The 13,719-nt window shown below is 74.7% G+C and carries 13 protein-coding genes; 7 read left to right on the top strand and 6 right to left on the bottom strand.

The genetic code is table 11. The annotated features are described in order from the left end of the window. Positions 1 to 183: 183 nt before the first annotated feature. Positions 184 to 2,535 carry a tetratricopeptide repeat protein gene (locus tag ACZ6Y7_RS03040; protein WP_465756102.1) on the bottom strand — a complete coding sequence of 784 codons (2,352 nt, stop codon included), beginning with the start codon at positions 2,533 to 2,535 and terminating at the stop codon, positions 184 to 186. A gap of 97 nt (positions 2,536 to 2,632) precedes the next feature. Then, positions 2,633 to 4,537 (bottom strand): ATP-binding protein, encoded by a 1,905-nt coding sequence (locus tag ACZ6Y7_RS03035; protein ID WP_465756101.1) that lies wholly within the window; start codon positions 4,535 to 4,537, stop codon positions 2,633 to 2,635. Between the two features lie 374 nt (positions 4,538 to 4,911). Here ACZ6Y7_RS03035 and ACZ6Y7_RS03030 point away from each other — a divergent pair, with 374 nt between their 5' ends. Further along, positions 4,912 to 5,235 carry a hypothetical protein gene (locus ACZ6Y7_RS03030; RefSeq protein WP_465756100.1) on the top strand — a complete coding sequence of 108 codons (324 nt, stop codon included), beginning with the start codon at positions 4,912 to 4,914 and terminating at the stop codon, positions 5,233 to 5,235. 115 nt (positions 5,236 to 5,350) lie between these two features. Here the strand turns inward: ACZ6Y7_RS03030 and ACZ6Y7_RS03025 are convergent, their stop codons facing one another. Then, positions 5,351 to 6,514 carry a TetR/AcrR family transcriptional regulator gene (locus ACZ6Y7_RS03025; protein WP_465756099.1) on the bottom strand — a complete coding sequence of 388 codons (1,164 nt, stop codon included), beginning with the start codon at positions 6,512 to 6,514 and terminating at the stop codon, positions 5,351 to 5,353. A gap of 197 nt (positions 6,515 to 6,711) precedes the next feature. On the opposite strand from ACZ6Y7_RS03025, the gene ACZ6Y7_RS03020 reads away from it, so the two are divergent. Further along, positions 6,712 to 7,869, top strand: coding sequence for an acyl-CoA dehydrogenase family protein (locus tag ACZ6Y7_RS03020; RefSeq protein ID WP_465756098.1), 1,158 nt, complete (start codon positions 6,712 to 6,714; stop codon positions 7,867 to 7,869). 158 nt (positions 7,870 to 8,027) lie between these two features. Here the strand turns inward: ACZ6Y7_RS03020 and ACZ6Y7_RS03015 are convergent, their stop codons facing one another. Then, positions 8,028 to 8,294, bottom strand: a complete 267-nt coding sequence (locus tag ACZ6Y7_RS03015; protein WP_465756097.1) for a hypothetical protein — start codon at positions 8,292 to 8,294, stop codon at positions 8,028 to 8,030. Between the two features lie 128 nt (positions 8,295 to 8,422). On the opposite strand from ACZ6Y7_RS03015, the gene ACZ6Y7_RS03010 reads away from it, so the two are divergent. Then, positions 8,423 to 8,740, top strand: a complete 318-nt coding sequence (locus tag ACZ6Y7_RS03010; RefSeq protein WP_402221720.1) for a cupin domain-containing protein — start codon at positions 8,423 to 8,425, stop codon at positions 8,738 to 8,740. 107 nt (positions 8,741 to 8,847) lie between these two features. Here the strand turns inward: ACZ6Y7_RS03010 and ACZ6Y7_RS03005 are convergent, their stop codons facing one another. After that, a complete protein-coding gene (locus ACZ6Y7_RS03005; protein ID WP_465756096.1) occupies positions 8,848 to 9,432 on the bottom strand; it encodes a TetR/AcrR family transcriptional regulator in 585 nt (194 codons plus the stop codon). Positions 9,433 to 9,554: 122 nt separating this feature from the next. Here ACZ6Y7_RS03005 and ACZ6Y7_RS03000 point away from each other — a divergent pair, with 122 nt between their 5' ends. The 4 genes from ACZ6Y7_RS03000 to ACZ6Y7_RS02985 all read left to right on the top strand — a co-directional run bounded on the left by ACZ6Y7_RS03000 (position 9,555) and on the right by ACZ6Y7_RS02985 (position 13,189). Beyond that, positions 9,555 to 11,129 (top strand): MFS transporter, encoded by a 1,575-nt coding sequence (locus ACZ6Y7_RS03000; protein ID WP_465756095.1) that lies wholly within the window; start codon positions 9,555 to 9,557, stop codon positions 11,127 to 11,129. A gap of 185 nt (positions 11,130 to 11,314) precedes the next feature. Next, complete coding sequence (locus ACZ6Y7_RS02995; protein WP_465756094.1) at positions 11,315 to 11,950, top strand: class I SAM-dependent methyltransferase; 636 nt, start codon at positions 11,315 to 11,317, stop codon at positions 11,948 to 11,950. 280 nt (positions 11,951 to 12,230) lie between these two features. Next, positions 12,231 to 12,509: a Sec-independent protein translocase subunit TatA gene (gene tatA / locus ACZ6Y7_RS02990; protein WP_402221709.1), complete on the top strand. Its 279-nt coding sequence runs from the start codon at positions 12,231 to 12,233 to the stop codon at positions 12,507 to 12,509. A gap of 155 nt (positions 12,510 to 12,664) precedes the next feature. Next, entirely contained in the window at positions 12,665 to 13,189 is a 525-nt protein-coding gene (locus ACZ6Y7_RS02985) for a potassium channel family protein (protein ID WP_465756093.1), read from the top strand. Between the two features lie 112 nt (positions 13,190 to 13,301). Here the strand turns inward: ACZ6Y7_RS02985 and ACZ6Y7_RS02980 are convergent, their stop codons facing one another. Then, positions 13,302 to 13,676, bottom strand: a complete 375-nt coding sequence (locus ACZ6Y7_RS02980; protein ID WP_465756092.1) for a VOC family protein — start codon at positions 13,674 to 13,676, stop codon at positions 13,302 to 13,304. Positions 13,677 to 13,719: the final 43 nt, after the last annotated feature.

Genomic DNA, 13,719 nt, shown 5'->3' with positions numbered 1-13,719 from the left:
GCAATGGAATGGTAAAGCATTCACAAAGACTCGATCCCGGACCGAAAGGTTCCCCGGCGCCGGCTCCTGCCCCGGTTCTGGGCCGGCACCGGCCCTGGCCCGGCCCCGGCCCTGGCCCGGCTCCGGTCCTGGCCCCGGGCAGGAGAGCTCAGGACCCGGGCCGGGGCCGGAGGATCCGCCCGGTCAGAGGCCGTAGCGCTCGACGATCTCCTCGTGCCGGGCGACGTCCGCGCCGGCCGCCTGGGCCAGGGCCGGCCAGGCGAGCGGGTGCGTCCAGTCGCCGGTCAGCCGGTGCAGCAGCGTGTCGGCCTCGGCGGCCGACGCGGTCGGCGGAACCCCGAGGGCCGCGTAGATCCCGGGCAGCGACTCGTCCTCGTCGGCCGGGTCGGTGATCCGGTACTGCTCCCCGCTGTACGCCCACACCGCGTAGCCGTGCTCCCGCAGCCGCTCGCGCAGGGCGGCCCACGCTTCGTCGCCGGGCCAGCCGCCGTCGATCCAGTACGTGGTGTACCCCGCCGGGTCGAGCAGGGTGAGCACCTCGAACACCGGGCGCCAGTTCCGCCGCTCCTCCTCCGGGGCGTCCTCGGCCGGCGGGCTCTCCAGCAGGGCCGGGCCGAAGACCACCACGTCGCCGTGGTTGAGCGTCAGGTCCTCGCCGAGCACCGGCAGGACGCGGGCGGTGGCCGGGCCCGTCCGGACGGCGGGCAGGTCGGCCGTCGCGCCGTTGGTCCGGGTGGCCCGGACGGTGATCAGCTGCCACTCCTCGTCCACCGGGCCCTCGGGCTCCTCGAACTCCATGCCGAGCAGCGCGCCGGTGGAGCGGACCACGGCCCAGTCCCGGTTGGCGGTGGCGGCGGTGATCAGGTGCCAGAGGTCGGGCTCCCGGACCGCCCGGTGGTCCTCCTCCGGGGCGTCGGCCGGCGCGGCGCGCTCCAGCAGCTCCTGGTAGAAGCGCTGCGCGGCGGCGTGGTCGCCCAGTTCGGTGGCGGCGCGGGCGGCGAGGCGGCGGGTGTTGAGCACCGAGTCGTCCAGCGCGAGGATCGCCTCGCACTGCTCCAACGCCTCGGCCCAGCGGCTCTCGGCGGCGGCCCAGCGGGCGCGTATCCAGTGCGCGTCGGCCGGGGCCGGGCCGGCCAGCCGGTCGGCGAGGCGTCGCACGCCCTCGGCGTCCCGGGCGTGGATCAGCAGCTCGCCGAGCCTGCCGGTCAGCTCGCGGTTCCCCGGGTCGGCCTCCAGCCGCTGCCACAGCAGGTCGGCGGCGGCCCGGGCGTGGCCGAGCCCGCCGAGCACGGTGGCCAGCAGCACCGTCAGCCCGGTGGCGCCGGCCTGCTCACCCCGGTACCGGTCCAGGGCGACGGAGAGCAGGTCGGCGCCGGTCTCGAAGGGCACCCCGGCCTCGGCCAGGTGCGCCGTCAGCTCGCCCGGCGGCACGGGGAGCTCGGGCTCCGGCAGCGCCTCGGCGGCCGCGCGCAAGGCGGCGACCTGCTCGGACACGCCGTCGGTGCGACGCAACCGGGTGAGCTTGCGCTCCCCCGTGGCGGCGAGCGTCAGCGCGACCGTCCGGGCGCCGCGGGCGAGGGCGAGCCGGCCCGCCGCCAGCAGCAGGTCCACGCAGGGGCGGTGCGCGCCGACGCCGTCCAGGTAGCCGACCCAGCCGGCCAGTACGGCGCCCAGCTCGGCGTCGTTCTCGAACGCCCCGGCCGCGACCAGCAGTTCGACCGTCTCCGTCCAGGCGGGGCGCAGGTCGGCGTGGCGCTCGGCCTCGGCGCGGTCGGGGAGCAGGGCGAGCGCCTCCTCCGCCCGGCCGAGCGCGGCGAGCGCGCGGGCCCGCAGCAGGGCGCCCCAGCGCTCGTCCCGTTCGTCGAGCTGCCGCCCGTGCGCCGCCTCGGCGCGCTCGGCGGTGTCCAGCAGCTCCAGCACCTCGTCGTGCCGGCCCAGCAGGTGCAGGGTGCCGGCCCGGGCCTGGTGGAAGCGGAGCGAGACCCGCTGGCCGGCCGCCCGCATCCGGTTGGCCGCGGCGTCCAGGTGGTCGAGCGCCTCGGCCGCCCGGCCGTCGTCCTCCAGGGCGTCGGAGTACTCGCGGGACAGGCAGTCGTAGCAGGCCCGGCCGGGCTCGATCCGGTCGAGCGTCTCGCCGACGACCTCGAGCCGCTCGGCCACGTACCCGGGCCCGTCGACCCGGGCGTGGCAGATCGCGAAGTCCTGCACCACGCAGACGGACTGCGGACAGCCCGCCGTCTCCTCCCGGTGCGCGAAGTCCAGCAGGTCGATCACCTCGGGCAGGACCGCCTCCCCCTGCTGGCGCTTGTTCAGCAGGTTCTGCATCCGCCAGTGCCGCAGGTAGACCTCGACCCAGGGCAGGCCGAGCGACCGCGCGGCGGCGACCGCCTCCGGGTAGAGCGCGTCCAGCTGGTCGTTGCGGCCCTCCGAGGCGTGGTCGGGCAGCTCGACGATGGCGTCGGCCAGCCGGTGGTGGCCGGCCTCGACCAGCTGCCGGTGCGCGTCGCGCACCCAGGACCAGATGTCGGTGGTCATGCTTCTTCCCCCTGCGTCGTGCTGATGACGTGTCTATCGCGAACCACTGACAACGGCGCGCTTGCGCCCCGGACCGAGGGGAGCGGCGAGCCGTCCCTCACGCGTCCCCCGCGAGGGCGCCGGGGCTGTCCGGGACGTCCGGCAGGCCGGCCGGGACGGCGGCGGTCAGGGCGGAGACCGCGGTGCCGACACCGGCCAGCGCAGCGGTCAGGTCGCCGTCGGCGGGGCCGGAGGAGGCGGCGGCCATGATCACCTTGAGCGAGCGGAGCAGCCCGGCCGCGGTGGCGCTGCCGGTGTGCCCGGTGCGGTAGGCGGCGAGCAGGTCCTGGACCGCCGGGCAGGCCAGGTTGAGGTAGAGCCGGGCCCTGACCTCGCCGTCGGTACGGGCGGTGAAGGCCCGGGCCAGCCGCAGCGCGGCGGACGGGATCCGGGCGTCGGCCTGGTCGTCCTCGATCCGGGCCTTCAGCTCGGCCTCGCGGTCCGGGACGAGCACCAGCGGCAGGCCCGGCGGGTCGAAGCGGGCCGGGACGAGCTGCTCGCCCGGCTCGGCCAGGGCACCGGCCAGCCAGGCCGCCTCGCCGTCCGGCAGCGGCCGCTCCGGGTCCCGGAACAGCTCGCGGTTGCCCTGCTCGCTGCCCAGCTCGACCAGCCGGCAGCCGCGCAGCTGGGCGTAGCGCCGCAGGAAGGGCAGGACGGCGTAGCGGTCACCGCGCGCGATCGGCACCCGCATGGCCCGGTACAGCATCTCCTCGAAGCCGCCGCCGCTGCCGAGCGCGACGTGCACCGCTCCCCCGCCGGCCGCCCGCAGCGCGCCGGCGGTGAGGTCCCCCTGCGAGGTGGGGACCGGGACGTCGTCGGCGAGCAGCGTGAACAGCCGCTCGTCGCAGAGCGCGGCGCCGAGCAGGTCCTGGCCGTGCCGGGTGAGGATGCGGCGCCAGGCCGCGGGCCGCAGCCGGGCGGTCTCGTACAGGCCGTCCACGACGGCGTCGGCGAGGGCCTTCTGGAGCGCGCGGTAGTGCTCGTCGCGCTGGAGGTCCTCGCGGCTGGCGGTCGGGGTGAGCCGGCTGGACTCGACCACGCCGCCGATGAACCCGGCCCAGCTGGGCAGCAGTTCGCGGGCGTCCTCGGCGAGCAGCATCCCGCGCAGGTAGACGGCGAGGTCGCGGTTGTCGCTGCTGCCGTAGGTGCCGCCGTCCTGGACCCAGAGCAGGCCGACCGCGTCGGTGGCGCCGTCGACCGGGTGGACCGGGAAGGCGGTGAGCGGCTCGAAGCGGCGCCCGAACGCGGTGGCGAAGCGCATCCGGGCGGCGTGCTGGTCGCCCTCCGCGGCCCGGCGCCAGGGCACCTCGACGGAGTTGACCGGTCGCTCGTCCTCGCCGACGTACACCGGGATCGGCAGCAGTACGCAGTAGCGGCCGAGGACTTCGCGCAGGGTGTCCTCGTCGGCGAGGTGCGCGTGCTCGGCCTTGAGCGCCAGCTCGACCACGGTGCCCGGGCGGGGCCGGGCGGGCACCGGCTCGACCCGGTACTGCTCGCCGCCGCGGCTGCGGTAGCGGTGGCCGAGCTGCGGCTCGCGGTGCGAGGTGGTCGTGACGGTGACCTCGTCGGCGATCGAGAAGGCGGAGAGGAAGCCCAGCCCGAAGGCGCCGATCAGCTCCTGGTTGCCGGTGAGTTCGCGCAGCATGCGGGTGTAGCCGGTGCCGACGGTGGCGAGGTAGGAGTGGATCTCGGGTTCGGTGAGGCCGGCTCCGGTGTCCTCGATGGCGACGGTCCGCCGGGCGGCGTCGGCGCGCACCCGGATCAGCGGGCGGCGCTCGCTCTCCGGATCCTCCAGGAGCCGGCGGGTGTGCGAGTCGTGCGCGTTCTGGACCAGTTCGCGCAGGGCCACCAGCGGGGTGGAGTAGAGGTGGGTGGCGAGGACGCTCACCAGGCCGCCGAGGTCGACCTCGGTCGTGCGCAGCTCCTCGGCGGGGGTGGGCTCGGGCGGGGCACCTTCAGACATGGGTCCCCAGTGTGCCAGTGCGACTATCTGCCGACCATTTCTTTCTTCCGAGGGTTCCTGGCGGAATGACGGGAGGCGGAATGACGGGGTTTCCCGTGACATGCGCGGCCTGACGAACGCGGCCCGGCGGACGCGGCCCGGCGGACGCGGCCTGACGAACGCGGCCTGACGAACGCGGCCCGCCGAGCACCGGCAGGACGGAATCCCGTCAACTCCGAATTGACCGGGTCTCCCCCATCGGAGGAATTGCCACCCGTTCGGTGGAGTTCGTCCACACCGCTGGTGAATGCTGGGCGGGCGACGTCAGGCAACGGCGCTGCGGAGCGGCCACTACGTCCGCGCCACCATTCGCACTTCCAGTCAGGGAGACCAGCGTGTCCCGTATCCGCGCAGCCGCCGCCGTCACCGCCCTCGGGGCGTTCCTCCTCGTCGGCGTCGGTGCCGCCACCGCGCACGCCGACAACGGCGCCGGCGCGATCGACCACTCCAACGGGAGCGTCGTGAGCAACGTCGGCTCCGGCAACATCATCGGCACCGTCCACGGCAACGTGGTCAACACCCAGCAGACGGCGACCGGTTCGGGCGCGAGCAACCAGAACAACGGCCTCGCCGTGGCCGGCAACGGCGGGAACGTCGGCGCCCTCCAGGGCAACGGGAACGTCGACGCCCGGGTGTACTACCCGCACGTCCTCTACTGAGGCGGACGCGCTCCGGCCTGGAGCCGAGGGCCGAGAACCGGGAGCCGAGGGGCCGGGTGCCCGTCCCGCCGTCGCGGGGCGGGCGCCCGGCCCCCGCCGCTTCCCGGCGGGTGGCTCAGGCGAGACCGTCCCGGGAGAGCCCCAGCACCGCCCGGCCGAGCCGCAGCAGGCAGTCCCCCAGATCCGGCCGGGCGCTGTGCGGGCGGTTCCGCACCCCGTCGTTGACCAGCGAGAACAGCGCGTGCACCCGGATCCGGGCGGCCACCGCGTCGTACTCCGGACGCACCTGCCGCAGCAGGCCGACCCAGGTGCGCAGGAAGTCCCGCCGGAAGTCCACCGCGGCCCGGCGGTCGGGCGGGGCCAGCCGTTCCGTCTCACTGAGCATCGCGCCCAGGTAGTCGCCGTTGCGCAGCGCGAAGCCGACGTACGCCGCCAGCCCGGCCGACAGTGCCGCCCCGGGCCCGTCGGCGGCCGCGATCGCGCCGTCCACCTCGTGCCACAGGCGCTCGCGGCTGCGCACCAGCGAGGCGGCGAGCAACTGGGCCTTGCTGTCGAAGTGCCGGTACACGCTGGGGCCGGAGATGCCGACGGCGGCGCCGAGCTGGTCGGTGCTGACGTTGTCGAAGCCACGCTGGTGGAACAGCCGGACGGCCGCCGCGAGCAGTTCCTCCCGGCGCGCCCGCGGGCCGGGCTCCGGTGCCGGTCCGGTCGGCGGGTCCTCGGCCGTGCCGTCCAGCGGGGCGGCGAGGACGGCCGCGACCAGCTCCCGCAGCAGCGCCTCGGCGCGCCGGGGCTGCGGGGCGGCCGACTGGTAGGACAGCCCGGCGCAGACCGAGAGCGCCGACCAGCAGAGGAAATCGGCATCGGCGGCGGGGAGTTCGGGGCGCTCCTGGCGCAGCACGGCGGCCATCAGGGCGACGTCCGCGCGCAGTTCGCGGCGCAGCGCGGCCCGCCGCGCCGACGGCAGCAACCGGGCGTCGCGCTGCACCAGGGTGCCGAGCGGGCGGTGGCCGACCGCGACGGCGGCCAGCGCGGCGCCGAGCTCCCCGGTGGTGCCGGCCGCGCGCAGGCCGTCGGCGAGCGCGTCCAGGCCCAGCCGCACGGCGCGGTCCAGGAGTTCGGGCTTGCCGCGGAAGTGCCGGTAGAGCGCGGGGGCGGTGATGCCGACCCCGGCGGCGACCTCGCTCATCGAGACCTGGTGGTAGCCGCTGCGGTGGAAGCGGTCGGCGGCCACGGCGAGGATCTGGGCACGCCGCCCGGGCGGCCTTCGGACCACCATGGCGAGCCTCCCGCGCAGCCTTCCGGATCGTCGCCCGAAGGCTAGCAAGGATTCACCCGATCCCCCCAGTGGCCTGGTTTTCCACCGCGGCCGACTCTGGACAGCCGAAGCTACCCGGGATTAACTTGTGGGGCCATCACCTGGCACGTTCCGCCCCGCCGGCAGCTCCGGCCGGCACCGTCGAAGGGAGCGCCGCCGTGCGCCGCACCGTGTTCAACGAGGACCACGAGGCCTTCCGGGAGACCATCCGGGACTTCATCGAGAACGAGGTCGTCCCGGTCTACGAGAGCTGGGAGGCCGAGGGCCACCCGCCGCGCGACTTCTACCGCCGGCTCGGCGCGCTCGGCGTCTACGGCATCGAGGTGCCCGAGGAGTACGGCGGCGCGGGCGAGCGCGGGTTCAAGTTCCAGGCGGTGGTCGCCGAGGAGACCGCCCGGGCGGGCGTCAGCTTCGGCTCCTCCGGCGTGCACACCGGGCTGGTGCTGCCGTACCTGCTGGAGTACGCGAACGAGGAGCAGAAGCGGCGCTGGCTGCCCGGCTTCGTCTCGGGCGACATCATGACCGCGATCGCGATGACCGAGCCGGGCGCCGGGTCCGACCTCGCGGGCATCACCACCACCGCGCGGCTCTCCGAGGACGGCACCCACTACGTCCTCAACGGCGCCAAGACGTTCATCACCGGCGGCGTGCTGGCCGACCTCGTCCTGGTGGTCTGCCGCACCTCCCCGTACGACCCGGACGACCGCCGGGCCGGCCTGTCCATCCTGTGCGTGGACACCGACTCGCCGGGCTACACCGTCGGCCGCAAGCTGCAGAAGATCGGGCTGCGCACCTCGGACACCGCCGAGCTGGCGTTCAGCGACGTCAAGGTACCGGTGGAGAACCTGCTCGGCGAGGAGGGCAAGGCCTTCTCCTATCTGACCCACAACCTGGTGCAGGAGCGACTGGCGATCGCCGTCGGCGCGTACGCGGCGGCCGCGGCGGCGGTGCGCTTCGCGGTGCAGTACGTCAAGGACCGCAAGGTGTTCGGCAAGGCGGTGGCCGAGTTCCAGAACACCAAGTTCACCCTGGCGGACTGCGAGTCCCAGGTGATGGCGCAGCAGTCGATGGTGGACCGCGCGCTGGAGCTGTACCAGGACGGCGAACTGACCGTGGCCGACGCCGCTGCGGCGAAGCTGTTCTGCACCGAGTCGGCCTCCACCGTGATCGACAAGTGCCTCCAGCTGCACGGCGGTTACGGCTACATCCTGGAGTACCCGATCGCCCGGCTCTACACCGACAACCGGGTGTTCCGGATCTACGGCGGCACCAGCGAGGTCATGCGCAGCATCGTCGCCAAGTCACTCGGGCTGTAAGCCCGTTCGGTTCCGACGGCGCGACGGGCCGCACCCCCATGGCGGCCCGCCGCGCCGTCCTCGTCCGCACGGGGCCGGACGGGCGCGGACGGACGGGCGCAGGCGGACGGGCGCGGACGGACGGGCGCGGACGGACGGGCGCAGCCGGCGGGCCGGACTCAGTTGGGCGAGCCGTGCTCCGTGCGCCAGGCCTCCCAGCCCGCCGTGGACGCCACCCGCGCCTCGTGCAGGGCGCGGTGGGCGAGCGCGCTCGGCGGGGTGTCCAGCCCGCGCACCCAGGTGCGGCCGGCCTGGATCAGGGCCGCGCACACCATCGTCGCCCCGGCCGCGCTGAGCGCGGCGCCGATCGCGGTGAGCGCCACGCCCCCGGTGACCAGCGGACGGTTGACGCGGAACCCGGTGAAGATGCTCTGGTTGGTCGCCATGCCTCCACGATGCGGGCAGTCGGCGCGGCCTGCACCTCGGACTGCTCGGGTCGGGCCGCCGGGCCGCTCCGGGTGCGGGACGGCGGTCGGTCCGCGACCCTGGGCACACGGAGTGAGGAGGCGGCGCGATGCCCGATCTCGAACAACTCGCCGTGGAGCACGCCGCGCTGGCGGCCGAGAGCCCGCACGGGCGCAGCGCCCACCTGGTGCTGCACGACGGCGCCCTGCGGCAGACGGTGATCGCGCTGACCGCCGGGACCGCGCTGGACGAGCACAATCCGCCCACCGCCGGGAGCGTCCAGGTCCTGCGCGGTCGGGTCTCGCTGACCATCGCCGGCCGGCTGCTGGAACTGCCGGTGGGCCGGCTGGAGCCCGTCCCGCAGGAGCGGCACGGGCTGCTGGCGCACGTCGACTCGGTGGTGCTGCTGACCGCCGTCACCACGTGACCGCCGCCGCCCGGCCGCCGTCACCCGCCTGACCGCCGTCGATCCCTGAGCCGCCCGACGGCCGCACCCGCTCGACCGTGGGAGACCCCTGAGCCGGCCGGGTCCGCTCAGCCGGGGTTGAGCACGCTACCGCTGACCAGTCGCAGCCCGCGCAGGAAGTCCTCGCCGCTGGGCGCGAGTTCGGGCGCGGCCAGCCATTGGGCGGCGTAGCCGGCCAGCAGGGTCTGGTAGAAGGCGCCGCGGGCCAGCTCCTCCTCGTTCTCCGCCACCTCGGGCAGCCCCTGGAACAACGCGGCGAGGCCGAGCCGGCCGTCCTTCTGCGCCCCCGCGAACGCCTCGGCCAGCTCGGGCGCGTGCGCGGCCTGCGCGAGGGCCTCGAACTGGGCGGCCCAGAGCCCGCGGTGCTCGACGAAGACGTCCCGCAGGCCGTCCCAGACGGCGGCGAAGCGCTTCTCCGGATCGCCCGACACCTCGTTGGCGGCGGCCACGACGGCGCCGAGGGCCGCCCCCATGTCGCCGATCGCCTCGATCATCGCCGCGTTGAGCAGCGCGTCCTTCGAGCCGAAGTGGTAGCCGATCGCGGCCAGGCTGACACCGGAGGCGGTGGCGATGTCCCGGGCGGTGGTGCGCCCGTAGCCCTTCTCGTACAGGCAGCGCTTGGCGCCGGCCATCAGGTCTTCGCGGTTTCCCATGCCCCGATCCTACGGAACGGCTGGACAAATGTCTTGCACGCACGTCCTGGACGGACGTCTTGCACGTTCGATTTACACATACGTACTAGACAAGCGTCTGACACGTCCGTACTGTCTTCCCCATGACCGCAACCACCGGCCGCGCAGGCCGTCGCGAATGGATCGGCCTGGCCGTCCTCCTGCTCCCGACCCTCGTCCTCACCATGGACATGGGCGTGCTCTTCTTCGCCGTCCCCTACATCTCCACCACGCTCGCGCCCAGCGGCACCCAGCAGCTGTGGATCATGGACATGTACTCGTTCCTGCTGGCCGGCCTGCTCATCACGATGGGCGCGCTGGGCGACCGGATCGGCCGCCGCCGGCTGCTGATGATCGGCGCCACCGGCTTCATCGGCGCCTCGCTGCTGGCCGCCTGGTCGCACGACGCCGGCCAGCTGATCGCGGCCCGCGCCCTGCTCGGCACCGCCGGGGCCACCGTGATGCCCTCGACGCTCGCGCTGATCCGCACCATGTTCCAGGACCCCAAGCAGCGGCAGGTCGCGCTCGGCGCCTGGGGCGGCATCCTCACCGCCGGGGCCACCCTCGGCCCGGTCGCCGGCGGCCTGCTGCTCGACCACTTCTGGTGGGGCTCGGCCTTCCTGCCCGCCGTCCCGGTGATGGCCCTGGTGCTGCTGACCGCGCCGGTCCTGCTCCCCGAGTACCGCTCCACCTCGCGCGGAGGCCGCTTCGACCTGGTCGGCGCCGCCCTCTCGCTGGCCGCGATCCTGCCGCTCGTCTACGGCGTCAAGACCCTGGCCGTCGAGGGCTGGAGCCTGCTGCCCGGGCTCGCCGTTCCGACCGGTCTGCTGCTCGCCGCCCTGTTCGTCCTGCGCCAGCGCACCGCCGCGAACCCGCTGCTCGACCTGAGCCTGTTCCGGATCCGCACCTTCAGCGGCGCGATCAGCGTCAACACCGTCGCGATGTTCGCGATGATGGGCTTCTCCCTCTTCACCTCCCAGTACCTGCAGCTGGTCAAGGGCATGAGCCCGCTGACCGCCTCGCTCTGGTCGCTGGTGCCGAGCGTCGGCGTCGGGGCCGCGGTCGGGATCAGCTCGGCGCTGGCCGGCAAGGTCCGCCCGGCGGCGCTGATGAGCGGCGGGTTCCTGATCGGTGCGACGGGCTTCGCGATGATGACGCAGGTCGGCGCGCACTCCCCGCTCGCCCTGGTCCTCACCGCGGCGGGCGTGCTGGCCGCCGGGACCGTCGGCACCATGACGATGACCGCCGAGATGGTCGTCTCCGCCGCCCCGGTCGAGCAGGCCGGCGCCGCCTCCGCCACCTCGGAGACCGCGGTCGAGCTCGGCAGCTCGCTCGGCATCGCGCTGCTCGGCGCGGCCGGCGCGGCCGTCTACCACCACCGCCTGGACGGCGCCCTCCCCGCCGGGGTCGACGGCGAGGCCGCCCGGACCGCCCAGGACACCCTCGGCGGAGCGGTCCACACCGCCGCCCAGCTGCCCGGCACGCTCGGCGCCGACCTGCTGGAGACCGCCCGCACCGCCTTCACCGACGGTCTGCACGTCGCGGCCGTGGTCGGCCTGGTCTTCGCCCTCGGCGCGGCGCTCCTGGCCCACCGCCTGATGCGCCACCTCCCGGCCGCCGCCCCCAGCCGGCCCGCCGGGCCCGAGTCCGCGCCCGAGCCCGAGCCCGCCACCGTCTGAACCACGCCGGCCCGATCCGCTGCGCCTGATCCACTGCGGCCGATCCACCACGGCCCATCCACCGCGGCCCGATCCACGCGAGTCATCGAGAGCCTCCGCCCGTGCCAGGGCGGGGGCTCTCCGCCGTCCCGGGGATGGCCGCAAACCCCTGCCGGCCGGCGACCGCCCGTGCCAGGCTGAGGGCCATGGGTGCTGACCGGGCGCGGGTGCGCGGGAGTTACGACACGGTGGCGGAGGAGTACCTGGGGCGGATCGGGGACGAGCTGGCGCACAAGGCCGTCGACCGGGCGCTGTTGGCGGTGGTCGTGGAGGAGGCGGCCGGCGGGGTGGTGGCGGACCTGGGCTGCGGGCCCGGGCACGTGGCGGGGTGGCTGGCCGGGCGCGGGGCCGAGGTGGTGGGGGTCGACCTCTCGCCGCGGATGGTCGAGCTGGCCCGGCGCGAACAGCCGCGGGCCGCGTTCCGCACCGGCGACCTGCTGGCGCTGCCCGCCGCCGACGGGGAGTTCGCGGCTGCCGTGGCGCTGTACTCGGTGATCCACCTGGAGCCGGAGGAGCTGGGGCCCGCGTTCGCCGAGATGCGACGGGTGCTGCGGCCCGGCGGCGTGCTGCTGGTCTCCTTCCACCTGGGCACCGAGGTGCGGCGGATGCGGGAGTGGTGGGGCCACCCGGTGGACGTCGACTTCCACTTCCTGGAGAGCGACACCGTCGCCGAGCGCCTCACCGGGGCCGGGTTCACCGTCGAGGTGCGGATGGAGCGCGCCGGCCTGCCCGAGGAGGCGCCCACCCGGCGCGGCTACCTGCTGGCCCGGCGCACGGGCTGACCGTCCACGGCGTACGCGCCGGCCGCGGTGCACGGACCGTCCACGGCCTACGGACCGGCCGCAGTGCACGGACCGCCCACGGCGTACGGACCGGCCGATCGGCCGGTGGATCGCCGCCGCGGAGCGGCCGCCGGGCGCCTCGCGGTCCACTGGAGCGGCACCTGGTTTTCGGCCAGCGTTTCCCGGCCGGTGTATCCGTTCGCCGTGAGGGCCAGGCATACTGGCCAGCACGGGCGCTAGCCCGCCGTGACTCTAGACAAGAAGGGACCGGTGGCCAGGGATGCTGCGGAACGGTCTTGAGCCCTGGCACATCTTCGTGGTGCTGGCGGTCGTGATTCTGCTGTTCGGTTCGAAGAAGCTGCCGGAGATGGCCCGCGGCCTGGGCAAGTCGATGCGCATCCTGAAGGCCGAGACCAAGGCCATGCGCGAGGACGAGACCCCGGCGGACGCCGGCACCGCGCAGAGCACCGCGGCTCCCCAGCAGAGCGCGGACCGTCCGGCCGTCACGCCGACCAACGTGACCAAGGCCACCGAGGCGAAGCGGCCCGAGAGCGCCTGAGCCTCCCCACCTTCCTGCCGAGAGCCCCCGGTGACCCGCCGGGGGCTCTCGGCCGTCCGGAGCCGTTCGGAACCGTCCGGAGCCGTTCGGAGCCCTTCGCCCGGACGGAGCAGGCGGGCGGGCGGGGCGGGCGGACGACGGCCAGGCTGGTCGGGATGTCCGAGAACCCGCTTCCGCCGCCCGCCGACCTGCGGGCCTGGGTGTGGCTGGTGTGCGCCTTCACCCTCCTGATGGTCGGGTACTTCACGCTTCCGCTGGGGTGGTTGGGCGAGAACCGGCCGGTGCTGAGCTGGGTGCTGTTCGCCTGCGCGCTGGTCGGACTGACCTGTCTGCTGCTGGTCAAGATCGCGGGTGTGCTGCGGGGGACGGCCCGCCGGCCGGTGGTCTGGCTGGCGTTCCTGATCTGCCTGGCGCTGACCGTCTTCTCGGCGACGTACTACGTCCTGGGCTCGCACAAGGCGGAGTTCGCCGGGCTGGAGACCCGGCTGGACGCGCTGTACTTCACGGTCGTGACGCTGGCGACGGTCGGGTACGGCGACATCACGCCCTCCGGGCAGACGGCACGGTTCGTGGTGGTGCTGCAGATCGGCTACAACTTCGTCTTCCTCGCGGCGGCGGCCGGGACGGCGTCCCGGGCGGTCCGCGGCAACGTCGAACGGCGGATCCGGCAGAAGGGCTGAGCCGGCGGACGGCCCGAGGCGGGTCCGACCGCCTCGGGCACCCGGCCCGGCGAGAACGGCCGCTCCGGGCCCGGCCCGGCGTCGTCCACAGGCTGTGGACGACGCCGTGGACTCAGGAGCGGCTGGTGTCGATCACGCAGAAGCGGTTGCCGTCGGGGCAGGCGAGCACGACGAAGTCCGGGTTCTCCGGGTACAGGTCCCAGTCGACCCGCTCGGCACCGAGCGCCACCAGCCGCTCCACCTCGGCGGCCTGGTCGGCGGCGTCCCCGGCGTAGAGGTCGAGGTGGACCCTCGGGCGCTCCTGGACGGGCGACCCGCTCAGGCCGAGGGCGAGCTGCACCCCGCCCGCGCCCTCGACGGGCACCAGCACCGTCCAGTCCTCCCCCACCACCCCGCCGCGCGGCACGTAGCCGAGCGCCGCCGTCCAGAAGGCGACGGCGCGCGGCATGTCGGAGACGCCGAGGACGAGGGAACCGATCGTCAGCACGGGCCCATTCTGACGTCCCGTCCGCGGACGGGCCTCCGGCGGG

It is taken from the genome of Kitasatospora sp. NPDC053308 (assembly GCF_055585785.1).
This window is presented reverse-complemented; position numbering and strand designations above follow the sequence as displayed.